General features: G+C 60.6%; 17 protein-coding genes and 1 pseudogene. 9 read left to right on the top strand and 9 right to left on the bottom strand.

From position 1 onward, the window contains the following. Positions 1-13: 13 nt before the first annotated feature. From FHT75_RS11110 to FHT75_RS11090, 5 genes are all read left to right on the top strand, one after another. Positions 14-9016, top strand: coding sequence for a hemagglutinin repeat-containing protein (locus FHT75_RS11110; RefSeq protein ID WP_245450187.1), 9003 nt, complete (start codon positions 14-16; stop codon positions 9014-9016). Between the two features lie 4 nt (positions 9017-9020). After that, complete coding sequence (locus FHT75_RS11105; RefSeq protein ID WP_143541060.1) at positions 9021-9440, top strand: hypothetical protein; 420 nt, start codon at positions 9021-9023, stop codon at positions 9438-9440. Positions 9441-9646: 206 nt separating this feature from the next. Beyond that, positions 9647-10684 carry an EndoU domain-containing protein gene (locus tag FHT75_RS35650; RefSeq protein WP_210202130.1) on the top strand — a complete coding sequence of 346 codons (1038 nt, stop codon included), beginning with the start codon at positions 9647-9649 and terminating at the stop codon, positions 10682-10684. A 9-nt stretch (positions 10685-10693) separates the two neighbouring features. After that, positions 10694-10954 (top strand): MafI family immunity protein, encoded by a 261-nt coding sequence (locus FHT75_RS11095; RefSeq protein WP_179867819.1) that lies wholly within the window; start codon positions 10694-10696, stop codon positions 10952-10954. A gap of 145 nt (positions 10955-11099) precedes the next feature. Then, positions 11100-11378, top strand: coding sequence for a hypothetical protein (locus FHT75_RS11090; protein ID WP_097543431.1), 279 nt, complete (start codon positions 11100-11102; stop codon positions 11376-11378). Between the two features lie 188 nt (positions 11379-11566). Here the strand turns inward: FHT75_RS11090 and FHT75_RS11085 are convergent, their stop codons facing one another. After that, on the bottom strand, positions 11567-12151 hold the full coding sequence (locus FHT75_RS11085; protein ID WP_097630742.1) for a DUF1349 domain-containing protein: 585 nt from the start codon (positions 12149-12151) through the stop codon (positions 11567-11569). Positions 12152-12218: 67 nt separating this feature from the next. On the opposite strand from FHT75_RS11085, the gene FHT75_RS11080 reads away from it, so the two are divergent. From FHT75_RS11080 to FHT75_RS11065, 4 genes and pseudogenes are all read left to right on the top strand, one after another. Further along, entirely contained in the window at positions 12219-12620 is a 402-nt protein-coding gene (locus tag FHT75_RS11080; protein WP_097544248.1) for a putative toxin, read from the top strand. A 9-nt stretch (positions 12621-12629) separates the two neighbouring features. Then, complete coding sequence (locus tag FHT75_RS11075) at positions 12630-13388, top strand: hypothetical protein (RefSeq protein WP_143541096.1); 759 nt, start codon at positions 12630-12632, stop codon at positions 13386-13388. Positions 13389-13522: 134 nt separating this feature from the next. Next, positions 13523-14711: pseudogene (locus FHT75_RS11070) on the top strand (IS3 family transposase). Between the two features lie 195 nt (positions 14712-14906). After that, positions 14907-15320, top strand: a complete 414-nt coding sequence (locus tag FHT75_RS11065; RefSeq protein WP_097544067.1) for a hypothetical protein — start codon at positions 14907-14909, stop codon at positions 15318-15320. Between the two features lie 269 nt (positions 15321-15589). Here the strand turns inward: FHT75_RS11065 and FHT75_RS11060 are convergent, their stop codons facing one another. The 8 genes from FHT75_RS11060 to FHT75_RS11025 form a co-directional block, all read right to left on the bottom strand. Continuing rightward, the gene (locus FHT75_RS11060) at positions 15590-17278 is read right to left on the bottom strand and encodes an ABC transporter ATP-binding protein (RefSeq protein ID WP_097630964.1); all 1689 of its coding nucleotides are present in this window, start codon (positions 17276-17278) and stop codon (positions 15590-15592) included. Then, positions 17275-18219: an acetamidase/formamidase family protein gene (locus FHT75_RS11055; RefSeq protein ID WP_097544065.1), complete on the bottom strand. Its 945-nt coding sequence runs from the start codon at positions 18217-18219 to the stop codon at positions 17275-17277. Before FHT75_RS11055 ends, FHT75_RS11060 begins: the two co-directional genes overlap by 4 nt. A 62-nt stretch (positions 18220-18281) precedes the next feature. Continuing rightward, positions 18282-19901: an ABC transporter substrate-binding protein gene (locus FHT75_RS11050; protein WP_097544064.1), complete on the bottom strand. Its 1620-nt coding sequence runs from the start codon at positions 19899-19901 to the stop codon at positions 18282-18284. Positions 19902-19926: 25 nt separating this feature from the next. Then, positions 19927-20847 (bottom strand): ABC transporter permease, encoded by a 921-nt coding sequence (locus FHT75_RS11045; RefSeq protein WP_097544063.1) that lies wholly within the window; start codon positions 20845-20847, stop codon positions 19927-19929. Then, entirely contained in the window at positions 20847-21695 is an 849-nt protein-coding gene (locus FHT75_RS11040; RefSeq protein ID WP_017996436.1) for an ABC transporter permease, read from the bottom strand. Before FHT75_RS11040 ends, FHT75_RS11045 begins: the two co-directional genes overlap by 1 nt. After that, the gene (locus FHT75_RS11035; protein WP_097544062.1) at positions 21695-22276 is read right to left on the bottom strand and encodes an ANTAR domain-containing response regulator; all 582 of its coding nucleotides are present in this window, start codon (positions 22274-22276) and stop codon (positions 21695-21697) included. Before FHT75_RS11035 ends, FHT75_RS11040 begins: the two co-directional genes overlap by 1 nt. Next, positions 22273-23406 carry a transporter substrate-binding protein gene (locus tag FHT75_RS11030; protein WP_097544061.1) on the bottom strand — a complete coding sequence of 378 codons (1134 nt, stop codon included), beginning with the start codon at positions 23404-23406 and terminating at the stop codon, positions 22273-22275. The genes FHT75_RS11035 and FHT75_RS11030 overlap by 4 nt, the downstream gene beginning before the upstream one ends. A 215-nt stretch (positions 23407-23621) precedes the next feature. Further along, positions 23622-24206, bottom strand: coding sequence for a DUF1349 domain-containing protein (locus tag FHT75_RS11025; protein WP_097544060.1), 585 nt, complete (start codon positions 24204-24206; stop codon positions 23622-23624). Positions 24207-24433 lie beyond the last annotated feature (227 nt).

The raw sequence follows: 24433 nt of genomic DNA, 5'->3' as shown, positions 1-24433 counted from the left end.
GGAAGACAAAACGATGCGTGAGAAAACCGGTCTTGGTTCTGAAGCAAGGGGTCTTGGCTGCCGGCTCGGCAGATTTGCCAATCGCTCGCTTGCCGTCGTGCTCAGCGCACTCTTGGTCTTTCAGCCGATGCTGGCCAATGCCCAATCGGTTTCCGCGAGCACCACGGCGCCCGTCGCCAACCAGCCGGGCGTCGGCACCGCCCCGAACGGCGTGCCGCTCATCGACATCGTCACCCCGAATGCGAGCGGCCTGTCGCATAACAAATACGACAATTTCAACGTCGGCACGCCGGGCCTCATCCTCAACAACTACAAGGGCGAGGTCGGCACCTCCAATCTCGGCGGCTTGACGCCGGGCAATCCCAATCTCAACACATCAGGTCCCGCATCGGTCATCCTCAACGAGGTCACCAGCGGCAACCGCTCGGGATTGAACGGCCCGATCGAGGTGTTCGGCGGCCGGGCGGATGTCGTCATCGCCAATCCGAACGGCATCACCTGCGACGGCTGCGGCTTCATCAACACGCCGCATGCGACGCTGACCACGGGCGCGCCTCAAATCGGCGCCGATGGCAAGCTCAACGGCTTTACCGTCAATGGCGGCGACGTCACCATCGGGCCGAACGGCGGCAATTTCTCCGCCGGGTCTGGCGCCGTCGACCTCTTCGACATCGTTTCTCGGGCGGTTCACGTCAACGGTCCTGTCTATGGCAAGGATCTTCGCGTCACGGCTGGCCGCAATCAATTCGATTATGCCACCGGCAACGCCACGGCACTTGCCGCGACGTCCGGAACGCCGGAATATGCGATCGACGGCACAGCACTCGGCGCCATGCAGGCCGACCGCATCAAGATCGTCGTCACCGAAAAGGGTGCCGGTGTGCGCATGAGCGGCAATCTTGCCGCCAACACCAACGAGCTGTCACTGTCGGCCGACGGCAAGATCTCGCTCGGCAACGTCTCCGGCCAGCAGGGCGTTTCGATCTCCTCGAAGGCGAAGGTGACGGCCGCCAAGGTGGCCTCTAAAGCCAAGGTCGCAGTTCAGGCGGGGCAGGGCATCACGCTGGATACGGTCGCCGCCGATGGCGACATCGTGCTGTCAAGCGGCAGCGGGCTGTTGAGTGTCGGCGGCGAGGTGAACAGCGCCGCCAACGTGCTGATGTCGTCGGCGGCCGGCATTGCCGCCGGCAGCATTACCGCCGGCAATGCGCTCTCTTTGTCCGCTACGTCGGGCGACATCCAGGTTGTCGGTGCGGTCAAGGGCACCGGCGCGCTCTCCATCACCGCCACATCAGGCGCGATCTCGGCTGCCTCGCTCGTCAGCAGCAACAATATCGCGCTTTCCGCCGGCGCCGATATCGGCGTCTCCGGCGATATTCTGGCGCAGGGCAACGTCACGGCGTCAGGCCGCTCGATCTCGGCCGATACGGTCGTTTCCGGCCTCGACATCGCTGCGACCAATGCGGCAAACGGCAGCACGGTTCTATCAGGCGCCGGCGACATCCAGCTTGCCGCCAGCAGCGGCGCGGTCGATGTCGAGGCACTTCTGTCGGCCGGCGATACGTCGGTCACGTCAGCGACGCTGACGGCCCAGAGCGTCATCGCGCATGGCGCGGTCGCGATCAACGCGGCCACGGACGTCAGCGGTCAGATCCTCAGTGCCGGCAACATCGACCTCACCGGCTCGGCCATCTCGGCCGACGCCATCATGGCCGGCATCGACTTTGCGGGAACGGAAGCGGCCGGCGGCAATATCGTGCTGACGCAGAGCGGCGATCTCTCGCTTGCCGCGAGCGGCGACATCGATGCCGGCACCCTGCTTGCTGCCGGCAATCTCTCGGCTTCCGCCGCCAATATCGGTGCGGCGACCGTGACCAGTCATGGCGCGATCACGCTGTCCGGCAACACGGATATCTCCGGCCAACTCCTCGCCGCCGGCGATGTATCGATCGGCGGCGGCTCGATTGCAGCGGGCACGATCGTCGCCGGCATGGACTTTGCCGCCACCGCCGCCTCGCCGAGTGGCGCCATCGCCGTCGGCACGGCCGGCGACCTGACGCTTGATGCCGGCAGCAGCGGGAGCGTCGATATCGACACGCTGCTTGCCGCAGGCGCGCTCCTCATCGATGCCGGTCGTTTCCAGGCCGACAATGTCAGCGGCCACGGCGCCGTTGCCATCAACGCCGATACATCGGTCACCGGCCAGCTCCTTGGCGCCGGCGACGTCTCGGTCACGGGTCCCGCCATTCAGGCCGGCGCCATCGTCTCCGGCGTCGATTTTGCCGCCACCGCCCAGTCGGCCAATGGCGACATCGCTCTGGGGCAGGCCGGCGATCTCACGCTCAAGGCGACGACCACCGATATCAGCGCCGGCAACCTGCTTGCCGCCGGAAGCGTCGATGCCAGCGCAGCGGGGGATGTCAGCGCCAACGTCGTCGCCCATCAGGACATGACGATCGTTGCCGGCGGCTCGATCGATCTTACCGGCCAGTCGCTTGCCGCCGGCAACGCCAGCCTCTCGGCGCGGGATATCACCGTCGATACTCTCGTTTCCGGCCTCGACTTCGCGGCCACAGCTGCATCCGCCGGCACGCTGAAGCTCCAGCAGACCGGCAGCATGAGCCTTGCCGCAACAAGCGGTTCGATCACCGCCGGCAACGCCCTGCTGAGCAGCGGCGCTCTTTCGGCCAGCGCCAGCCAGAATATTGCCTATAACAAGCTCCAGAGCCTCGCCAGCGCTGCGCTCACGGCGTCGGGCGGCCAGATCAGCTACGGCAATCCCACCCGCACTGCCGGCAACCTGACGCTCAGCACGACCAATATCGATCTCTCCAATGGCCGGGCGAGCAACATTGCCGCCGGCGGTACGCTGACGCTCAATGCGGCGAGCGCCAACCTTGCCAACAGCAGCCTCACACTCGGCGGTCTTGCCCTCAATCTCTCCGGCACGGCCGATATCAGCGGTGCCCGGGTCAACGCCGTCACCAGTGCCGGCGGTTCCGGCGATGTCGCCATCAAAGCGGCCGGCCTTACCACGACGGCCGGCACGGCGCTGCTCGCCGCCCACGATTTGACGCTGACGCTGCCGTCGCTGACCAATACCGGGCAGTTGGCCGCCGGCCACGATCTCACATTCAACATTTCCGGCGACTTTACCAACAGCGCCACGGGCCTGACCTATGCCGGCAACAACGCCAACCTCTTCGTCAGCGGGGTGCTCACCAACAATCAGGGCGCCATCATATCAGGCAACGATCTGACGATTGCCGGGGCGACATCAGCGCAGAGAAATGCGGCGGTCACCAATGTTTCCGGGCTGATCCAGGCCGGAAACGACATGTCGATCCTGACCAGCAACCTGACCAACCAGCGGGCCGCCACGCCGCAATGGACCACCGGTACCCTGGTGTCGTCAGGCGTCGTCAGCGGTTTCACGCTGAATCCCGTCGCCGCCGGCCTGCCGTTCGGCTACCTCGAGACCGCAGACCAGAACATGTACCAGCTCTATGCGGGCGTGGATCCGGCCTTGTGGCAGGATTATGAACCGCTGCTCTGGTCGAAGGCGACGCTTGCCGACGGCACGACCTATCATGCATGGACATGGATCTCGGCCGACGGACCCGAGAAGGTCGGGCCGATCATCGACTGGATCAGGGACCGGGTGCCGAGGGACGCGAACGGCAATCCCGTTGTCGATCCCAACAATCCGTCGCGCTATTTCATCGTCGACGAGGTGAATTTCAGCGGCTCGGACGAAAGCACCACCTACACCTGGGATTGGTCGTCCAATCTCAGTCAGTCGGTCTATGAGGACCGCTTGGTCGGCACGCTCAGCCCGGAAGCGACGATCCGGGCGGGCCGCAACCTTTCGATCGACGCCACGAATCTGACCAATTCCTACAGCTCGATCGAGGCCGGCGGCAACGCAACGCTGAAGGGCTCGACACTCAACAATACGGGCGTCACGCTCTTTCGCACGACGACGACAACCTGCAACGCCCAGGGCGCCTGCACGGCCTATGATGGCAATGGCAACGCCAATCCCTCGAAGAACATCGCCAACGGCTCGACGATCGTCAGCTCCGTCCAGGCGATCGGCGGCGTCTCGGCCAACATCAAGGCCGGCGGCGCGCTTTCCGTGGATTTCGGCAGTGTCAACAACACCTCAGCAGCCGGCTCGATGGCCGGCGGCGCCAGCCTGGCGGCATCAAGCAATCCCGGCGATCCGCTCTCGGCGCTCTCCGGTCTGACCGCCGGCGGCGCGATGTTCAACGTCAACTCGGCGCTCGGCGGCGTCACCGCCAACGGCGGCAGCCTGCTTGCCGGGCTCGGCAATATTGCCGAGCGCATCCGCGTCGACGGCGCAGCTCTTGCGGCCGCCGCCAAGCCGCAATCGGGCGGCTTCGGCGGCACCATACGCGGACAGATCTTCCTGTTCGAAACCCGCGCCGAATTCCTCGACGTCGGCAAATTCTACGGCTCCGGCTATTTCATGAAAGAAATCGGCTACGTGCCGGAGACGACGGTTCCGTTCCTGGGCGATGCCTATTTCGAGAACCAGCTGATCGACACGCAGTTGCGGCAGCTTGTCGGCGAAGGGCTCGGCAGAAGCACCTTCATCGCCGGCAATGACGCCATCGAGCAGATGAAGACGCTGCTCGACGAGGGTGTCGACTATGCCAAGAAGCACCACCTGGCCGTCGGCCAAGGCCTCACGCCTGAGCAGGCGGCGGCGCTGACCACGTCGATCGTCCTCTACCAGTGGCAGACCATCGACGGCGTGCAGGTGCTCGCGCCCGTCGTCTACGTCGCTGCCGCCGACCGGCAGAAGCTGACCGGTGCCGGCGCCGCCATAGCGGGCGGCTCGGTCAATATGAATGTCGGCAATCTCGACAATTCCGGCCTGATCGCATCCGCTGGCGGCCTGACCGTCTCCGGCAGCTCCATCCAGGGCAGCGGCACGTTCCTGTCGCGCGGCGACACGGTGCTCAATGCCACCAACGGCATCACGCTTGCCGCCCAGACAATGACGATCGGCGGCCAGAACCTCGTCAACACCAATGCAGGCGTGACGGCAGGCGGCAATCTGCAGCTCGCCGGCGGCAGCGGCGATCTGGCGCTGAAGGGCGTCAAGGTCAATGCCACAGGTTCCGCCCAGCTCTCCGGCAACAATGTCACGCTCGCGGCGGCCAAGGTCGACAATGCAGGCCAGCAGAATGCCACCGGCAGCCAGATCGCGAGCGGCGGCAGCCTGACGATCAAGGCAACCGACAACGTCAACGTCATCGGCAGTTCGGCCAAGGCGGGCACGACGCTCGATGTGACTGCCGACAACGGCTCTGTGGCCGTGGTGTCGACCGATGTCGCCCGCAGCAACCAATCCGGCTACACCAAGACCCTCTCCACCGACCAGCAGCAATCGCAGCTTTCCTCCGGCACGGATACGACGATCAAATCAGGCGACGACATCCTGCTCTCCGGCTCCTCCATCAAGGCCGAGGGCAAGGCGGCGTTGAGTGCCGGCGACGACATCGATATCACCGCCGCGCAGGAGCAGTCCGCATCCACTTTCGGCAAGAAGTCCGCCTCGTCGATCACACATGTCGGCTCGGAGATATCAGCCGGCGGCGATCTCTCGGTCACCGCGGGCAACGGCAGCGGCGATCACGACCTCAACATCGTCGGCAGCAAGCTCGCCGCCGACGGCAAGCTCGCTCTCAAGGCCGACGGCGACGTGACGATCGCCGAAGCCACCGACACCGCGACCCTCGACACCAGGCTCAGCACCAAGGGCGGTTTCCTCGGCACGAGTGAGAAGACCACCACCCATCTGGAAACGACGACGGCTATCGGCTCATCGATCAGCGGCGGCGCAGGCGTCGACATCACCTCCGGCAAGGACACGGTCATCTCCGCATCGAAGATCGAAGCCGGCAAGGCCGACGACACCGACCCGGCGGACCTCAACATCAGCGCCGGCGGTGACCTGATCATCGCCTCCGGAATGGATACCAGCGCCAAGGACGACAAGGGCTCGCGTAGTGGCTTCCTGTCCAAGGGTTCGTCCAGCCACAAGAGCTACGATGAGACCACCGTCGCCTCCGAGCTCGGCGCATCGGGCAATATCAATCTGACCGCCGACGGCGCGGCTGTTATATCGGGTTCGAAGGCCACTGCCGACAAATCGATTTCCGTCATGGCCGACAGCGTTTCGATCATCGGCGCGCAGGAAACCCACGAACTCGAGGAGCAGCGCAAGAAATCCGGCTTCGGCGTCGGCGGCGGTGGCGGTTTCATTTCGATCTATGGCAGCCAGCAGAACAGCGGCAAACAGGCCTCCGAGCTCAATGTGGCATCGGTGCTGTCTGCCGGAACGGACGTCGCACTCAAGTCACGCGACACCGACATCAACATCCTCGGCTCGCAGATCTCTGCGACAGACAACATCACGCTCGACGCGGCGCGCGACGTCAACATCACCCCGGGCGCGGAAAGCGAGTCGTCCGAGGAAAAGGAAAAACGCTCCGGCTTCGGCATTTCCTTCGGCTCAAGCAGCAGCGGCTTCTCCGTGGGCATCGGCATGTCATCGGTTTCCGACACGACGAAGCAAGGTTCGCAGACCAACGCGATGGCCACGCTGTCCGCCGGCAACGACTTGACGATCAAGGCCGGGCGTGACGCCAACCTGCAGGCCGCTGACGTCTGGGCCGATCGCGACGTAGCGATCATTGCTGAGCGTGATGTCAATTTGCTGAGCGCGGAAGACAAGTCGAACTACGAGAGCGTGCACGAGCAGTTCTTCGCCGGGGTGACGCTGTCGGTTTCGACAGGGCTGGTTAGCGCAGGCCAGAGCATTGCCGGCGCTGCACAGAAGATCGCCGGCATTTCGGACGGCTACACGGCAGCCAACGCCGCCTTCGCCTCGCTCAAGGCCTATGACGCCCTCCAGCAGCTTTCCAGCATCGCCAAGGACGGCGGCAGCATCGCATCCGTATCGCTGACGGCAGGCTTCAGCTACGAGAAGAGCAGCGCCTCCTCGTCCACTTCCACGCCTGTTGTCACCAGCGTGGGGGCCGGACGATCGGTCACTATCGAAGCGACTTCCGGCGATCTGACGGGGCACGGCGCGCAGATAACGGCGGGATATGACTACGGCGTGGTTGCATCCGATGACGACAAGTCTGGCGACATCACGTTGAAGGCCGGGCACGATATCATGCTCGAAAGCGCTCAGGCGACCAGTGAGACGGCCAGCGACAGTAAATCGGCAAATGCCAGCTTCGGCTTAAACGCAGGTATCGGCCTGCAAGGCGTCGGCGTAGGTCTCACCGGTGGCGCCGGCGCGGGAATGTCGAAATCCGATGCCACTTCGGTCACACAAGTCAACAGCCATGTCACTGGCAGCGGCGATATCACGATCAAATCCGGCAACGATACGACACTTAAGGGCGCTGTCGTTTCTGGCGATACGATCACAGCTGAGGTCGATGGTGATCTCAGTATCATCTCCAGCCCCGATACTGGCAGCAGCACGAACAGTTCTGCCTCTGCCGGCTTTACGCTCGGGGGCACCTTGCTCTCTGGTATCCAGTTTGGCGGTGGCCTTGGTTCCGGCACAACGAACTGGATTAACGAGCAATCTGGCCTTCTATCCACTGGTAAGATGGATATCGAAGTCGGTGGCAATACCGACCTTCAGGCCGGCAAGATCATCTCTGATAGCGGTGACTTGGCGCTTTCGACCGATACGCTGACCTACAGCGATTTCCTCGGACAGAAGGGCTATGAGGGCTTCAGCGCCCAGATCGGCATTGAGATTCCCGGCAACGAGTTGCCCGGTGCGTCGCCGGCAAACAACACCCTCGAAGGCACTTACAAGCTCGACGACACGCGCCAGACCGTACGTGCCACCGTCGGCCCTGGCACCATCACCATTCGTAACGAGGAGAAGCAGGCGGCCTTGGAGCAATCCGGAGCCACCGCGCCGCTCGCTGACCTCAATCGCGATCCCGACAACGCTTACGAGATCACACGCGACAAGCATATTGATCTGGAAATCTATCTTTCAACGCGAAGCGTCAACGCGCTTGCAGAAGGCATCCAGAATGCGTTCGCCCCGGGCGGATTCATTGATCGATACCTTCTTGGCAAGCGGCTTACGCCAGAGGAAGTCGCCAATGTCAAAGCTGGCGTTGATGCGCTGGTAAACGGTGGTGAATTTGTCGGCTGCGGTCAGAAGCAGGGTTTCAATCTGCTCGACCTCTTCTTCACGCCCGCTTACGCCGACGGTTTCTCCACGGATTGCACGATTAGGCAGGCGGACGGCCAATTTATCCATCTGGGTATCAAGACTTATCAAGCGTGCCAGGATGCCATTTACGCCTATCTCAACTCCCTCGATACCGAGGAACGGCTGAATGTTATCAAGGCTGCCGCCTTCGCGTTTGGTGTCGACCACCCCATCGACGCGGACAGCCAGATCAAAAATAGCTGGCTGCTGGACGCAATTGATAGGCTTGACGGCGGAATCTCCGGCGGCACAGCCTATCAGGCGTATCTTGACGCAAGGCGTGACGCGGCTCTCATCGGAGAGCAGTTGCAAGGGGAACAGTGGGCGATTTGGAACGACCCCTCGACGACGCTTTCCGAAAAGTTCCAGAAATTGGAGAAGACGGGCCTCGACATCAACGCCGTGATCGCAATAGCGATCACGGGAGGGATAGGACCCGGACTTAACGCGGCCCTCGTAAGAAATATCGTCCGGGAGAACACGACGCCATTTGGAACAAGTGGGAAGGCATACAACATCAAATCGGAGACCGAGCTAACGTCTTTATTCAGCAGACTTACAGTCGGCGCAAAAGACGTAGGCGCCAAGAATTATGACGGCACAATGAAAATGTTGCCAGATGGAACGAGAATTGGTTTACGAGAAACCTCGGAAACCGGAGGGAAAACGATAGACATATTTCCAGGAAAAGGAACTCCCTACAAAATCCATGTGGAGCCGGAGTAAGACTGTGGACAGAGAATATGCAAAGACAATCGTGGACTACCTCTATGATGAAGGAGATAGGGATATAATATTCTTCGGGTTCATCATCGGTGTCGTTAGCTTCGACAGAGAGGATGCCCCATACGAAAAATCTGAAGCCGACAGATTTAACCACGCACTCCGGCTGGCTAATTTCCTGATTTCTGAAGGAGATTTTAGTCCTGGAAAATCAATCCGCCAGGAAAATGGTAACTTTAGAAAAACCTTGTACGAAGACGGATTTGAAGAGTTTCGTCAAGACTTGGAGAATTTATTTGATGGAGGCGGCATCGACAATATCGATCTCGTTGCCGGTCCTTGGTTGATCAAAAACAACATTGGCAAGTCGGCGCCAACCGTCCCGAACAGCATTTCTGAATTATTTGGTGACTCAACCATTGGGTGACCTTGCTAAAGGACTTTGAGAGGGATCATCGATGATGCTCTCGGACGGTACGGGCCACCGTCGGTCCGGGCGACATCGTCATTCGCGATCAGAACCAGCAGGCCGCTCTCGAACAGAACGGCACTTCCACGCGTCCGCTTGATGAACTCAACCGCGATCCCGACAAGGCCTACGAGATCACCAGGGACAAACATGTCAATCTCGATGTGTATCTGTCGACCAACAGTCTCGAGGCGGCAATCAAGGCCGGGCAGACAGTCGCGGAAGCGATTGGCAACGCCCTTGATCGATTGGCTGCAGATGGCAAATTGTCAGCCAGTGACCATAGCTCTGCGGCAGCGCTGTCCGCTTACCGCAATGATCCGAAGGTTCTGGCGCAGTTAGCGAGCTGCGGTCAACAGAGTGGCGATGCGGGTTTTAGTATCTTCGATTGGCTGATTACGCCTGCGTATGCCAACCCTGCGAGTTGCCTTATCACTGCCGGAAGCCAGACGTACACAATTACGCCGAGCGGAGCACTGGACTGCTTGGGATTGTTCCTGACGGAGACACGGCTTGCCGCATCGCAAGCGAGCGCAGCAGCGACAGCCGCCACTATAGCTCTCGCCAGCTTGTTCCTCCTCGTTTCCGCCGGGCCAGCAGGTGCAGCGATCGACCAAAAGACGACGCTCAAAGACGGCACTATCGTCCATCTTACGGGGCAACAGGACCAATTTAAAAGGAGCGTTCTTGTCACCTTGCCTAACGGTCAGGAGGTTTCACTGGTCCTCAACCTCACGGCAAGTGGTGGTTATGAACTGGTTGCTGGAAGGGTGCTGGACGGGGCCATGCCGGTCACAATGCTTGCCGATATGGCAAAGCAGCTGTCTCGTGGAGGTATAAGTGTTGTCTATAATGAGACGAGCAATTCAAACAACGCAAATGAGGAAAAGCCTAACCTTCTCGATCCTGACGCCGCCGGGGATGTCTTGGACGGGGATGCGGAAGGCGGAGGTCATCGTCCTGGTACGGGAAACCCAGGAAAAAGCGAGTTTCCAAGCGGATGGTCCGACGAAAAAATTCTCGGAGAAATTTCAGACGTCGCGACTGATCCTGCTTCTGATCGATTGCCTGGTCGGGATGGCGCAACGGTTGTTATAGGCGAGCGCGAGGGTGTTAAAATCAGGGTTATCGTAGGGTCCGATGGCAAGATCATTAGCGGTTGGCCGGTAAAAGGTCCGGGTGTCGTGCAAAACCCGAAATAGGAGATGCAGTTGTCACGCAGATTTGAGGAAATTGAATTGCTATTTCAGGGCCTAATGGAATCAGCAAAATCAGAGCTATCTGAATCGGAATGCACTGAAATACAAGAATATATCGATGTCGGTGAGTATGGACTTGCGTTGAGAACAGCAGTCGCGATTTATGCCGAGGAAAACAAGGTGGCGAGCATTGCGGTAAGGGACTTCATTCGTCGTTTGGCGAGCGCCATGAATATTGACGTTGATCAGCTGCTAGGGCGATTACCGAATTGAAATGCCGGGGTATCAGCATTGGAGGTGTTAGGTCAGGATTCACTGACCGCCTCTATTTCATGCTAAATTATGACAAGGGAAAGCGAGGTGTTTTCAGAAAGATAAAATACAGGCCCGCAATGCGAAGGCTTGCGGGAGGTTCTTCATGACTAGGGGCAAGGCTATTCGGCCAGTCCGCAGGCGTCTGACGTTGATGGCCGAAGTCCAATGTTGGGCGATTTGGGACATGGAAATGCGCGACAATGTTGACCCCTACACGCTGCCAATTTCGCGACAGCTTGCCGAGGAGATAAATCAATGGTCGGATCGGCTTGATGCCATTTACAAGCTGGATCACGTCCTGGCACATCTGTGCGCCAGGCGGATAGTGGCTTTTGCAAAACCCTATACGAAGGTGGATTTGAAGAGTTTCGAAAAAATTTAGAGGGGTTATTTGATGAAGGCGGCATCGATAATATCGATCTTGTTGCCGGTCCTTGGTTGATCAAAAATTATATTGGTCAATCCGCGCCAGCTATACCGGATAGCGTTGCCGAGCTGTTCTGATGATATCCCCAATGAATGGTGCCGAGCGGCAAGCTGATCTCCGGCGGTTGAACGCAATACAGATCCTCAACTCAAATCATGTAGCCCCGTCGTAATCGCCGGCCCAACCGAAAACTCCGAAAACTGCACCCTCAGCCCGCTGCGCTCCGGCGTGCAGGCAGTCGGTCCGACCTCATAGCGCGTGGCCGCCGGGAAGGGCGCTAACCGCAGCAGCGGCCAGACGCTGCCGTCGCGCGAGGCCTGGATGCGCATGGCGCCGTTTTTGATGGTCACGCGGATGTGGAAATCCTCCAATTCCCTGAAGGGCTGCGCCACCGACCAGTCGGACTTGCCGTCGGTGACGACGGTGCTTAGGAAGGGTTCGCCGTCGGTGAACTCGACGCCTGACTTCACCCAGCGTCTTTCGTCGATGCGCACCATCAGGCCGGCCTGGTCGTAGAGGGTGCGGAATTCGCCCTGGACGCGGATCTGCGCGGTAAAGCTCTCGGTCGTGGGAAAGGTGAGGAAATGGCCGCTGTCGCGGGTGAAGCCGTAGTGGGTTTCACGCCAGAAATCGGTCTTCTCATCGGTCGTCAGGGTGAGGGCGGCTTCGTCTGCCCGCCAGTTGGCCGGCTCGTTCAGCCATGTCCCGTCGTTGAAATCGATGCTCATCCTGTTCTCCCGTTCCGTTGAAGCCTTGCCGCAGGGCGATCGCCTTACTTTGGCATAATACCCGGCCGTGGTGCAGAGGGCGTGCCGCAGCCGAAGATGGTGTTTTTCCGGCGTCACCTTCGAAGAGCAGATCATTGACGCACTCGACCACGTCGGTGCTGCCAGGAATGGCGTACCAGTGACTGTATCGCTTAAAAACGGCAAAGAGGTTACGACCATTCCCGATCTTTGGGACAAAACTGTCGTGGGAATAGTTGAGGCGAAGAATGTAAAATATCTATCCAATTCCGATCAACTGCGCGCGCAACTGAGAGCTGCTGAAGCGTTCGGGCAGCCGTTTAACCTCGTCGTTAGTCCGAACACTAGGCCTACAAAGCCCCTGGAGCGCGAAATCAGACGAATAAATGAACTTGTTGGGGGCGGCATTTATCGTTTCGATCCTGCAACCGGTTTAATAACCGATTTTTAGAGGCGCGACATGAAACACCATATGATGCGCATGTTCATCAATACGGACGCTGCTACCACTGATTGGTCCGTTGGCAAGGAGGTGCTGTTGGCCTTCTGCGAGGCGGATTTTCGCCTGGTACCTGAGAGCATATATCAATGGGAGACGCGCATTGGCGAGTTTCATTCTATCGAGCAGTGTGAGCCCCATTGGGCAGGAATTGCGCGCTCGCGCATTAGGGGATCATTGATTGAGTTTCCTATCGGCCTAGGCTGGAGAAGAAAAAAAGACATCAGATATCAAGCTGAAATCAAGCATAGCCAAACCAACATGCTTGGACATTGGCTTAGTGGGAAGCTTTCGGTTTATGCCGCGCCACATAAGACGGTTGATTGGCTGCCGGCTTTCCGGCGTCTGTGCCGCGTCATGAGGCCCACTTTTGGTTTGCTGCATTACTTCGTACCTATCGAAGACACGGAACGGTCTGGGACACCTGAGAGTTATTTTGGTGGAGGAGTGGTGCCCCCTAGAGGAACGCTTAAGGACATTCCGAATCTCGGTTGGGCCACATTTCTTGGAGGAGAGTTGGCCAAAGCAGTCAAAGCCGAACAAATTGAAGAAGCGGGCTTCACTATCGAAAAAATCAATGACGGCTACTTGTTGAGACTGACGGACAATATAAATGACTTAGCCGACAATTATTCCCATTTCTCGAAACGGAGGGCGGAACTCAAGAAGTTGTTTCCCGACGATTTCTTTCTCGTCAAGCATGAGCCGATCTCAGTATAACGGCGGGTGTGTCGCCGCCCGTGAAACCCCATGTGATCCGTTATGTTCGTCAATACCGACGCTGTAACCACCTGACCTGCCACTGAGAATTTCCTCCAGAATGGATTAGAGTCCGGCCCCTTGAGGACGGACATATGAAGAAGCAGAGATTTACGGAAGAGCAGATTATTGCGGTGCTGAAGGAACAGGAGGCAGGTGCGAAAGTGGCCGACCTCTGCCGCAAGCAAGGGATTTCAGAAGCAACGTTTTATAATTGGAAAGCCAAATACGGCGGCATGGAAGTCTCCGAAGCGAAGCGTCTGAAGGCGCTTGAGGACGAGAATACCAAGCTAAAGAAGTTGCTGGCCGAGCAGATGCTCGATGCAGCCGCACTCCGCGAGCTTCTTGCAAAAAAATGGTAGGGCCTGCCGCCAAGCGTGAAGCCGTCACCCATCTGAAGGCCGTCATGGGTCTCTCGGAGCGGCGGGCCTGCCAGATCATATCCGCCGACCGCAAGACGGTCCGCTATCGGTCAAGTCGACCACCGGAGATAGAATTGCGGGCGAAGCTGCGCGACCTCGCCAACGAGCGGCGGCGTTTCGGCTATCGTCGGCTGTTCATCCTGCTTCTGCGGGATGGAGAGCCGTCCGGCGTCAATCGCATCTACCGTCTTTATCGCGAGGAAGGGCTTTCCGTTCGCAAGCGAAAGGCCCGGCGGCGTGCTGTCGGCACGCGTGCACCGATCCTGGTCGAGGCGAAAGCCAATGCCCGCTGGTCGCTGGATTTCGTCCACGACCAGTTCGCCTGCGGCAGACGATTCCGGGTCCTCAATGTCGTTGATGACGTGACGCGCGAATGCCTGGCAGCGATCCCGGACACGTCTATCTCTGGTCGACGTGTCGCCCGAGAACTGACAACGCTGATCGAACGACGCGGCAAGCCCGGAATGATTGTCTCCGACAACGGCACCGAACTAACGTCGAATGCCATTCTCGCATGGTCGAGGGATCACAAGGTGGAGTGGCACTACATCGCACCGGGGAAGCCAATGCAGAACGGATATGTCGAGAGTTTCAACGGTCGAATGCGCGACGAGTTACTCAACGAGAGCATCTTCTTCGGCCTGGATCATGCCCGCAGCGTCATTGCTGAATGGGCTGACGACTATAACCATTTCCGGCCACACTCGTCGCTCGGATACCAGACCCCGGCAGGCTACGCCGGGAGCATCGCCGCAACCGGCTCCAACGCTGCGCGAGATGAAAGCTTCGCGTTCCGCCGGTTGCTCCCACCGCGCCAGTTGGCATATTTAGAACCACCGAGGCTCTAATCGCGGCCGGATGAAACTTCAGTGGCAGGTCATTCGAACCCGGCCAATGATCAGATTCTTTTGAGTAGATTTTCGGACGCAGCAAAACAAATATCCTCTGCGGGAAGTATCGAATACAATAAGGTTTACAATATGAACGGCTGGGAACTGATTTTTAGTGAACGGCCAACAGACCTCCTCCCTGTGATCAAGCATGCGTTGTACATCCCATGAGTGATATAATTTTTGACTCTGAAACCGTTTCCTTAGGGCTAAGCTTTTTAGAACTGGATCCGAACGATCAAGCCTCAATGCGTTGGAGCGTCGAGTTGAGCATAAAACACTCCACTGGATGTTTTTCCTATCTGGCGACGGACGTTTGGTTCGATACGGACATTTGGGATGAATTTACAATCGCCCTTTCATCGCAAGAACCGAAAATCCTCAGGCTTGTGGACATGAGCGAATACTTCCGTTTTGTTATTGAGCGAACTGCAACATCCTTTGAAACTACAATTCAAGTACTTGAACCAATCATTTCACAAGGGATGATACGCCTTGAAGCGCGCTTGGAAAGCGATCTCGATGGGCCGTTGCTGCGCAGCCTAAGGGATTCTTTCGCCGCCTGCCCCAAGTTTTGGTAGGTTCATCGAATTGAAAAACGACAGGGGCTAACTTAAATTATAACGAACATCAAAGACGTTGTTGTAATTGGGAGGTGCCGTCGATCGTTTGCAAGTGCAGAAACCGCCTGAATTTTGGCGAAATACCGAACCCAATTGAATGGCTTTTGTCTCAGATACTCGTTTGATACGAAGGTGAAGCTAACTTAAACGCTCCCCGTCTCCGGTTCGCGCTGGTCTATTCCCGCAAGGCGTGCCTCGTCGACATTTTAGTTATGCCTAACCTTCAGTTAGGCATGCGCTTCCCTGCCGCGATAGACCTCCGGATCGGGGATTGGAACTGCGGCGATCAGCGCGCGGGTGTAGTCATCCCTTGGGTTCTCGAAGATATCCCGCCGCGTCCCGGTTTCGATAATGCGGCCGGCGCGCATGACGGCGACGTTGTACGACATGCGCTCGATCACTGCCATGTCGTGAGAGATGAAGAGATAGGCGAGCCCCAGCGTTTCCTGCAGTTCGAGCAGCAGGTCGAGCACGCGGGCGCGGACGGAGACGTCAAGCGCTGCGACGCTTTCGTCGGCGACGATCAGCTTGGGCTCCAGCGCCAGCGCCCGGGCGATGCAGATGCGCTGGCGCTGGCCGCCTGAAAACTCGTGTGGATAGCGCGTCGCGGCATCAGGCGTCAGGCCGACCCGGCGCAGCAGTTCGGCGACGCGGTCCTGCCTTTCACTGTGGTTGCCGATGCCGTGGATGACCATCGGTTCGCCGATCGCCTTGCCGACGGCCATGCGCGGGTCGAGCGAGGCATAAGGATCCTGGAAGATCATCTGCGCCGAGCGGCGTACGGGCCGCATCTCGCGCTGGCTGAGCCCGGCGATATTGCGACCGTCGATCAGGACGTTGCCCTTGAAGGGGATGAGACCGAGGACGGCCTTGCCCGTCGTCGATTTGCCGGAGCCGCTTTCGCCGACGAGGCCGAGCGTTTCACCCGGCAGGATATCGAAGGAGACGCCATCGACGGCCGCCACCGGCGGCTTGCCCCTGAAAAACCGGCTTGCGGCATTGCCATAGGTGACGGTGAGGTCGCGCACGTTCAGGACCGGCGTGCGGTCCGGATGCAGCGTTTCGACGGCGCGTTGCGTGACGCGCGGTGGACGGTCGGTGCCGGCAAGCGCGCCGAGCCGCGGGACGGCGGCAAGCAATTGCTGCGTATAGGCCTCCTTCGGCCGTTGGAAGACGGCGAGCGCCGTTCCTTGCTCGACGATCCTGCCATTCTGCATGATGACGACGCGATCGGCCATTTCGGCGACGACGCCCATGTCGTGCGTAATGAGGATGATCGAGGCGCCGAATTCGCGCTTCAACTCGCGCATCAGCCTGAGGATCTGCGCCTGTACTGTGACGTCGAGTGCCGTCGTCGGCTCGTCGGCGATCAGCACCTTCGGCCGGCAGGAGAGCGCCATGGCGATCATCACCCGCTGGCGCATGCCGCCGGAAAGCTCGTGCGGATATTGCTTCAGCCGCCGGGCCGGCTCGGTGATCTGCACGGCATCGAGCATCTTCAGCGCCACTGCCTCGGCATTCTCGCTGCCCTGGTGCGCGCGGATTGCCTCGGTCAGCTGGTTGCCGACCGACATGACCGGGTTGAGCGAGGTCATCGGCTCCTGGAACACCATGGCGATATCGCCGCCACGCACGCTGCGCATCGCCCGGTCGGAAAGCGTGAGCAGGTCGCGCTCGCCAAGCAGCACGCTGCCGGAGGCGACCTTCAGCGAGGCTTTCGGCAAGAGCCCCATGATCGACAGCGAGGTGACCGACTTGCCGGAGCCGGATTCGCCGGCAATGCAGAGCGTTTCGCCGCTTGCAAGGTCGAAGCTGACATCCTGGAGCACCGGCTTGCGGCCTTCGGGGGTGCGGGCATCGACGCTCAGATTGCGAAGGCTGAGCACCGGTGCTGCGGCGGGCATGGCTTCGTTCACGCGAACACGATCCTCGGGAAGTAGAAGGAAACCACCCAGTTCGGCTGGTCGACGATCTCGCTGATCCGGAGATCGCCGCAGACGGAGCAGAGCAGATAGGCATCGACGGCGCTCATGCCGTGTTCCGCGCCGAGAAGATCGATCATTCGCATGACGCTTTCGCGCGCCCCGGTCATCAGGTCAGGGCCGATGCCGGTCGTCACCTCGTAGCCGGCGCCGTCGAGATGGCGGGTTACCGGTTCGGTCGTGGTGAAGCGCGGCGTCTGCAGCTTGGCGTCCTTGACGAGCTCGATCGTCGCTTCGACGTTCATCTGGCTTTCGATCGCCGTGCCGCAGACTTCGCCATCGCCCTGGGCGGCATGGGTATCACCGATCGAAAACAGCGCGCCGTCGACCTCGACGGGCAGATAGAGCGTCACCCCCGCCGTCAGGTCGCGGATGTCCATGTTGCCGCCGACGCGACGTGGGGGAACGACGGAATGGGTGCCGGGCTCGGCGGGGGCGACGCCGATCGTGCCGGCGAAGGGCTTCAGCGGCACGCGGCCGCCCGGGCCGTAAAGGGCGGGCACCATGCTTGTCGCGTCATAGGACCAGACATGCAGCGCCGGATCCTTGAATTGATCGGCGAGCAGGCCGAAGCCTGGGATATTGGCCGTCCAGCCGATGCCCGAGGGAATGAACTTGCGCAGCGTCACCTTCAGCGCGTCGCCGGGTTTGGCGCCTTCGATATAGACCGGGCCGGAGACCGGGTTGATCTTGCCGAAATCGAGCGCGTTCAGCGTTTCCAGGGTCGCGTCGCTTCCGAGCTGGCCACCTGATGAATCCATGCATTCGAAGTGGATCGTCTCGCCCGGCTTGGCGACGACGGCGGGGGCGAAATCCTTGTTCCAGCCGAAATTATGCTGGGCGCGGTGAATGGTGTGGGTGCAGGCGATGCACATGTCATGTCTCCCTGAAATTTATGGCCTTCCCGGCTAGCGCCGGGAAGGCTTGATCCTTGGGTCTATTGCTTGACGTAGATCGCGTCGTAATTAATGACGCGGGTCGGATCGATGTAGATGTTGTCAGCGCCGCCCATGCGCAGCGACTTGGCGACGACGCGGCGTTCGTTGATGACAGGGATCCACGGCGCATCGGCCATGATGTCGGTGAAGATCTTGCCCCAGGCCGCGGTGCGCTCGGTTGCCTTTGCCGGATCGGACATCGAGTCGGCGGCAACGGCGCGCTTGTCGAGATCGGCGTTGCAGTACCATGACCAGTTCCAGCCGCCCGGAACCGCGCCGGCGCAACCGAGGATCGGGCCGTAGAAGTTGGACGGATCCGGGAAGTCGGCGATCCAGGCCATGCCGCCCGACCAGATCATCGGCGCTTCGCCTTCCGTGCCGCCGGCCGAGATGACGTTCGCCTGGGCCAGCGCCCGGACTTCGGCCTTGACGCCGACGGCAGCCAGATCCTGCTGGATCGCCTGGGCGATCCGCGGCTGCGGGTCGGTGTTGGTGGAGTAGAGCACGGTCTCGAAGCCGTCGGGGTAGCCGGCTTCGGCAAGCAGCGCCTTGGCTTTCGCCAAGTCATAGGCATAGCCGGTGAAGGACTTGTCGTAGCCCGGCATCAGCGGCGGCAGCGGCTGGTTGGCAGGCGTTGCACGGCCATTGAGGATTCGGGTGATGCGCTCCTTGTTGATCGCCATGTTCAACGCCTGGCGAACCTTGACGTTGTCGAAGGGCTTCACCTTGGTGTTGAGCGTGATGTAGCCGGTGTGCAGCTGCTCGCCGTCGACGATCATCTGCGCGCCGTCGGCCGAATTCTTGATCTCGAGGAATTTTGCCGGCGGAATGCCGTCGCCGGCAATATCGACCTCGCCCTTCTGCAGGCGCAAGAGCGCCACCAGCGGCTCCTGGCCGACCTCGACCTTGAAGCTGTCGATATAGGGAATGCCCTTGACGAAATAATCCTTGTTGCGCTCGAAAACGAGCTGCTGGCCGATCGTCCAGTCCTTCAGGATGAAGGTGCCGGAGCCGACCGGCTTCTTGCCGAAGTCGCCGGCGGCTGCCTCGACGGCTTCCTTCGGCACGACCGAAGCGAAGTTGATGGCAAGCACGTGCAGGAAGGTGGCGTCGGGGCGCGAGAGGTTGAAGATGACGGTGCTATCGTCAGGCGTCTCGATGCCGGAGAGCGTCGTCGTCTTGCCGCCGGTTTCATCCTCGAAGCCCTTGATCGCGCCGAAAAATCCTGCGCCGGGCCCTTGCGTCTTCGGGTCGACGGCGCGTTCGATCGAATATTTCACGTCTGAGGCGACGACCTCGCGGCCGTTCGAGAACTTCACGCCCTTGTGCAGCTTGAAGGTATAGGTCAAGCCATCGGGCGAAACGGTGAAGCTTTCGGCAAGCGAGGGGACCGGGTTCGGCGTGCCGGGCGCATAATCCATCAGTCGGGAATAGAGGCTCTTGATCATCGACCAGTTGACCCAGTCGTAGCCGATCGCCGGGTCGAGTGTGGTGATGTCGTCCTTGTAGGTGACGACGATATCGCCGCCCTGCTTGGGCGTTTCCTCGGCCATGACGGACAATGGGGCGAGCGCCACCATCGTTGCCATGGTCGTCTGTTGCAGCCAGCGTTTGAACATTTGGGTTCCCCTTCTTTGGTTGCTGTCAGCGTGTGCGGATGCGCGGATCGATGACCGGCGCGATGAGGTCGGCAAGCAGATTGCCGATGATGATGGCGAGCGCAGACGTCAGGGTGACGCCCATGATGATCGGGATGTCGACCTGCTGGATCGCCTGCCAGGCGAGCTGGCCGATGCCGGGCCATCCATAGACGGCTTCGACCACGACCACGCCGCCCATGAACTGGCCGATATCGATGCCGATCATGGCGATGATGGGCAGCACGGCATTGGGCAGCGCATGGCGCAGGATGACGCGCTTCGAGGAAAGACCCTTGGCGCGCGCCGTGCGGACATAATCCTGGTTCAGCACTTCGATCATCGACGAGCGCACCATGCGGGCGTACCAGCCGGCGCCGCAGATGCCGAGTGTGACGGCAGGCAGGACGAGATGCGAGAAGCTGCCATAACCGCTCATCGGAAACCAGCCGAGCGTTGCCGCCAGCAGGTAGAGCAGCAGCAGGGCGACGAGGAACTGCGGCGCCGAGGTGCCGACAAAGGAGGCCATCATCACCAGCCGGTCGACGAAGCCGCCGCGACGCACGGCGGCGATGGTGCCCAGCGTCAGGCCGAGCACCACCTCGACGAAGATGCCGGCAAGCATCAGCGTCAACGTCGCCGGTAGCCGCGCGGCGATCAGCGTCCAGACATCGGTTTTCTGCGCATAGGAGCGGCCGAGATTGCCATGCAGCAGATTGCCGAGATAGGTGCCGAACTGGACCAGCAGCGGCTGGTCGAGTCCGAGCTCATGGCGGATGTTGGCGACCGTCTGGGCCGTGGCACTGCGGCCGGCGATCATGCGGGCCGGGTCGGCCGGAAGGGCGTAGAGCAGCACGAAGGTGATTGCCGCGACGCCGAGCAGGATGAGGGCCGCCTGTGCCAACCGGCGCAGCATGAGGGACGCCATCAGCCCCTCCCGCGCTGGGTCGGGTCGAGTATGTCGCGCAGCGCGTCGCCCACCAGATTGAAGGAAAGCGCCGTCAGAAGGATGATCGCGCCGGGAATGAAGACCAGCCAGGGGGCGGCCTGGAAATAGCTTTGGCTCTCGAAGATGATGTTGCCCCAGGAGGGCTGCGGCGGCTGGACGCCGACGCCGAGGAAGGAAAGTGTCGCCTCGAGCAGTACGGTGGTGGCGATGCCGAGCGTGCCCCAGACGATTGCCGTCGGCACGAGATGCGGCAGGATATGCATGAAGAGCACACGCATATGGCCGGCGCCGAGCGAGCGCTCCGCCATGATAAAATCGCGCTCCACCAGGCCGCGAGTCTCGGTATAGACGATGCGGGCGACCTGCACCCAGTTGACGAGCGCGATCACCATGGCGACGATCCAGAGGCTCGGCTTCAGCAATGCGGCGAGCACGATGGCGAGCAGCAGCGCCGGAAAGGCCATCATCAGATCGGTGAAGCGCATCAGGATGTTGCCCGGCAGCCCGCGGAGATAACCGGCAACGATGCCGACGAAGAGGCCGATCGCCACCGCGATGCCATTGGCGACAAGGCCGATGATCAGCGAGGTGCGGGCGCCGAACAGCAGGCGGGAAAAGAGGTCGCGGCCGAGCGTGTCGGTGCCCAGCAGATAGGGGCCGCCCGGCGGCAGCGGCGCGCCTTCGAGTGAGAGGCCGTCAAACATCTGCTCGTCCGGACTGAACGGCGCGATCCACGGCGCTGCGATGGCGAGCCCGATGACGAGTGTGACGACGATCAGGCCGAAGAGGGCGGTCGGCTGGCGAATCATCTGTTTCAGCACATGCATCAGCCCGCCTCCGGCAGAGGTTCTGCTCCTGCCAGAATGAAGGCTGATATCTGCTCCATCGGCAGGCGGCGGCGCATGGCGCAGTTGCGCAGGATTGCGTAAGCGCTCTCCTCGTCGATGCCGTGTGCGGCCCGAAGCTTTTCGACGGCGGCGTGAACGAGCGGCCGCAGCCGGACGCGCTCTTCGAGATATTGCAGCTTTTCCGCAGTCGCCTTGCGTTCCTGATGAATGGAGACGGCCATGACAAGCGCCGGATAGACGGCCGATGTGGCGATCGGTTTGGCGATGATCGCGCCGGCACCCTGTCCGAGCGCCCAGGCGATGCGGCCGGGCGCTTCCGAACCAAGCAAGGCGACGACGGGGCAGGCAGGCGTTTCGCCGTTCCAGGGCAGCAGATCGTCCCAGCCCTGGTCGGCATCGACGATAACGAGATCAGGCAGTACTGCGGCCGAAAGCGGCGCCCATTGCAGCGTTGCATCGATGCCGAGCAGGCGAAGCTGGCGGACCAGCTTGTCGGTGTTGCCGTCCTCGCGATGCAGGACCGTCGCCAGCCAGCCGGTGAAATTGGGTGTCTCTCTCATGACACCACCCTCAGCCGCGGCAAGGCCTGTCGGTTACGGCCGGTCAGATAGGGGTCGGCGGCGAGCGGCGGCCGCGAGGCGACGACATCGAAGCCGTTGTCGGCGTTGATCCGGCCGAGATGGAAGGGCAGGGCGGCGTGATTGGTCTCGCGGTCGATCGCCAGCGCACCGAACAGGGTCGGCCAGGATCGATTGTAGAGCTCGCGCCGGACGGCGTCGGGCTCATCACCGCCGGCAGCGACGATCGCGTCGACGCAGAGCCGGACGGCCGTATAGGCACTGGCAAAGACGCTGGAGACACGCCGCTCCGTGCCGTGACGCTCTGTGACACGGGCCTTGAAGGCAGCATTTTCGGGGGTCGCGATACTGTCGAAATAGGACGCGGCGCAAAGCTGGCCGGCGGCAGCTCCTGCGGCTATATCGTCGAGCTCGCATTCCATCAGGTCGCAGCTGACGACCGGGCAGTTTTCCGCGCGGAAGGCCGGGTCGCGATCACCCAAGGCCTTGATCGCCTCCAGGAAGGCGTAGCTCGACGGGCCGATGAGATTGTTGAGGATGAAGCTCGGGCGGCGCTGCGCGATCTCGGCAACGATGCGTTCGACGGCGGTTTCCTCGAGCGGGAGATAGCGTTCGCCCAGCACCTCGCCGCCGGCATTGGTGATGAGTTCGCGGGCGAGCCGATTCATCTCCCAGCCCCAGACATAGTTGGCGCCGACGAGATAGGGCCTTGACCCGTAACGCGGGATCAGGTGCTCGAAAAGCGGCAACAGATGCTGGTTCGGGCAGCCGCCGACATAGATGACGTTCTCGTTGGCCTCGAAACCTTCATAGGGGCACATGTACCAGAGCAGGCCGTCATGTTTCTCGACGAGCGGGATGACCTCCTTGCGCGCCGCAGAGGTGATCGTGCCGACGATGTGGCGGCAGCCGGCGCGCAAAAGATGGCGCGCACCATCGAGATAGGCGGCAAGATCGGCATGCGGATCGAAGAACACGGGTTCGATCGCCAGTCCTTCGGCGCCGGCATATTCGGCCATCGCGAAAACGGCGCCGTCGCGCGCGTCGCGGCCCATCGAGCCGTAAGGGCCGGTGGTCGAAAAGAGGATGCCGATTTTCAGCGCGTCATTCATGAAGTGACCACATCAAAAAACCCCACGACGCTGGTCCCATCGAGCGATGAGGCGTCATGGGGCGAAACTGCCCAGAGACTATCGGAGTCATGTCAATGCGGCGGCCTTCTGCCTATTCCGCAGGCTTGAGTAAAATACAGGCATCTTATCTTTGTCAAGTGTGCTGCCCTGCACTCGCAGTCATTTGATCTTGTTCTTTCGGTAGTGTCGCTCTTCTAGCTCAAATCATGCAGATCCGTCGTAATCGCCGGGCCGATCCAGAACTCCGAAAACAGCACCCTCAACCCACTGCGCTCCGGCGTGCAGGCAGCCGGCCCAACCTCATATCGGTCAGCTGCCGGAAAGGGCGCTAACCGCAGCAGTGGCCAGAAGCTGCCATCACGTGAAGCCTGGATGCGCATCGCGCCGTTGGCGACGGTGACGCGAATGCGGAAGTCTTCCAATTCCTTGAAGGGCTGCGCCACCGACCAGTCGGATTTGCCGTCGGTGACGACGGTGCTGAGGAAGGCTTCGCCGTCGGTGAATTCGACGCCGGTTTTTACCCAGCGTTTCTCGTCGATACGCACCATCAGGCCGGCCTGGTCGTAGAGGGTGCGGAATTCGCCCTGGACGCGGATTTGTGCGGTGAAGCCGTCGGCCCTCGGAAAGGCGAGGAAATGGCCGCTGTCGCGGATGAAACCGTAATGGGTCTCTCGCCAGAAATCGGTCTTCTCATCGGTCGTCAGGGTGAGGGCGGCTTCGTCTGCCCGCCAGTTGGCCGGCTCGTTCAGCCATGTTCCGTCGTTGAAATCGATGCTCATCCTGTTCTCCCGTTCCGTTGAAGCCTTGCCGCAGGGCGATCGCCTTACCTTGGCATAATGCCCGGCCGTCGTGCAGAGGGCTCGCCGCAGCCGAAGATGGTGTTTTTCCGGCGTCGCGCTACCCGGGAGGGCATAATCCGTCGCGCGTGCTTGACAGGATCGATGCATCTCTTATTCTCTTACAAAAATATGAATTACATAATTGTGGAACTAAATCGGGAGATCTC

The sequence above is a fragment of the Rhizobium sp. BK112 genome (assembly GCF_014193215.1).
Classification (GTDB): Bacteria; Pseudomonadota; Alphaproteobacteria; order Rhizobiales; family Rhizobiaceae; genus Rhizobium; species Rhizobium anhuiense.
Note: the sequence above shows the minus strand (reverse complement) of the source record. Positions and strands in the feature narration are given on the sequence as shown.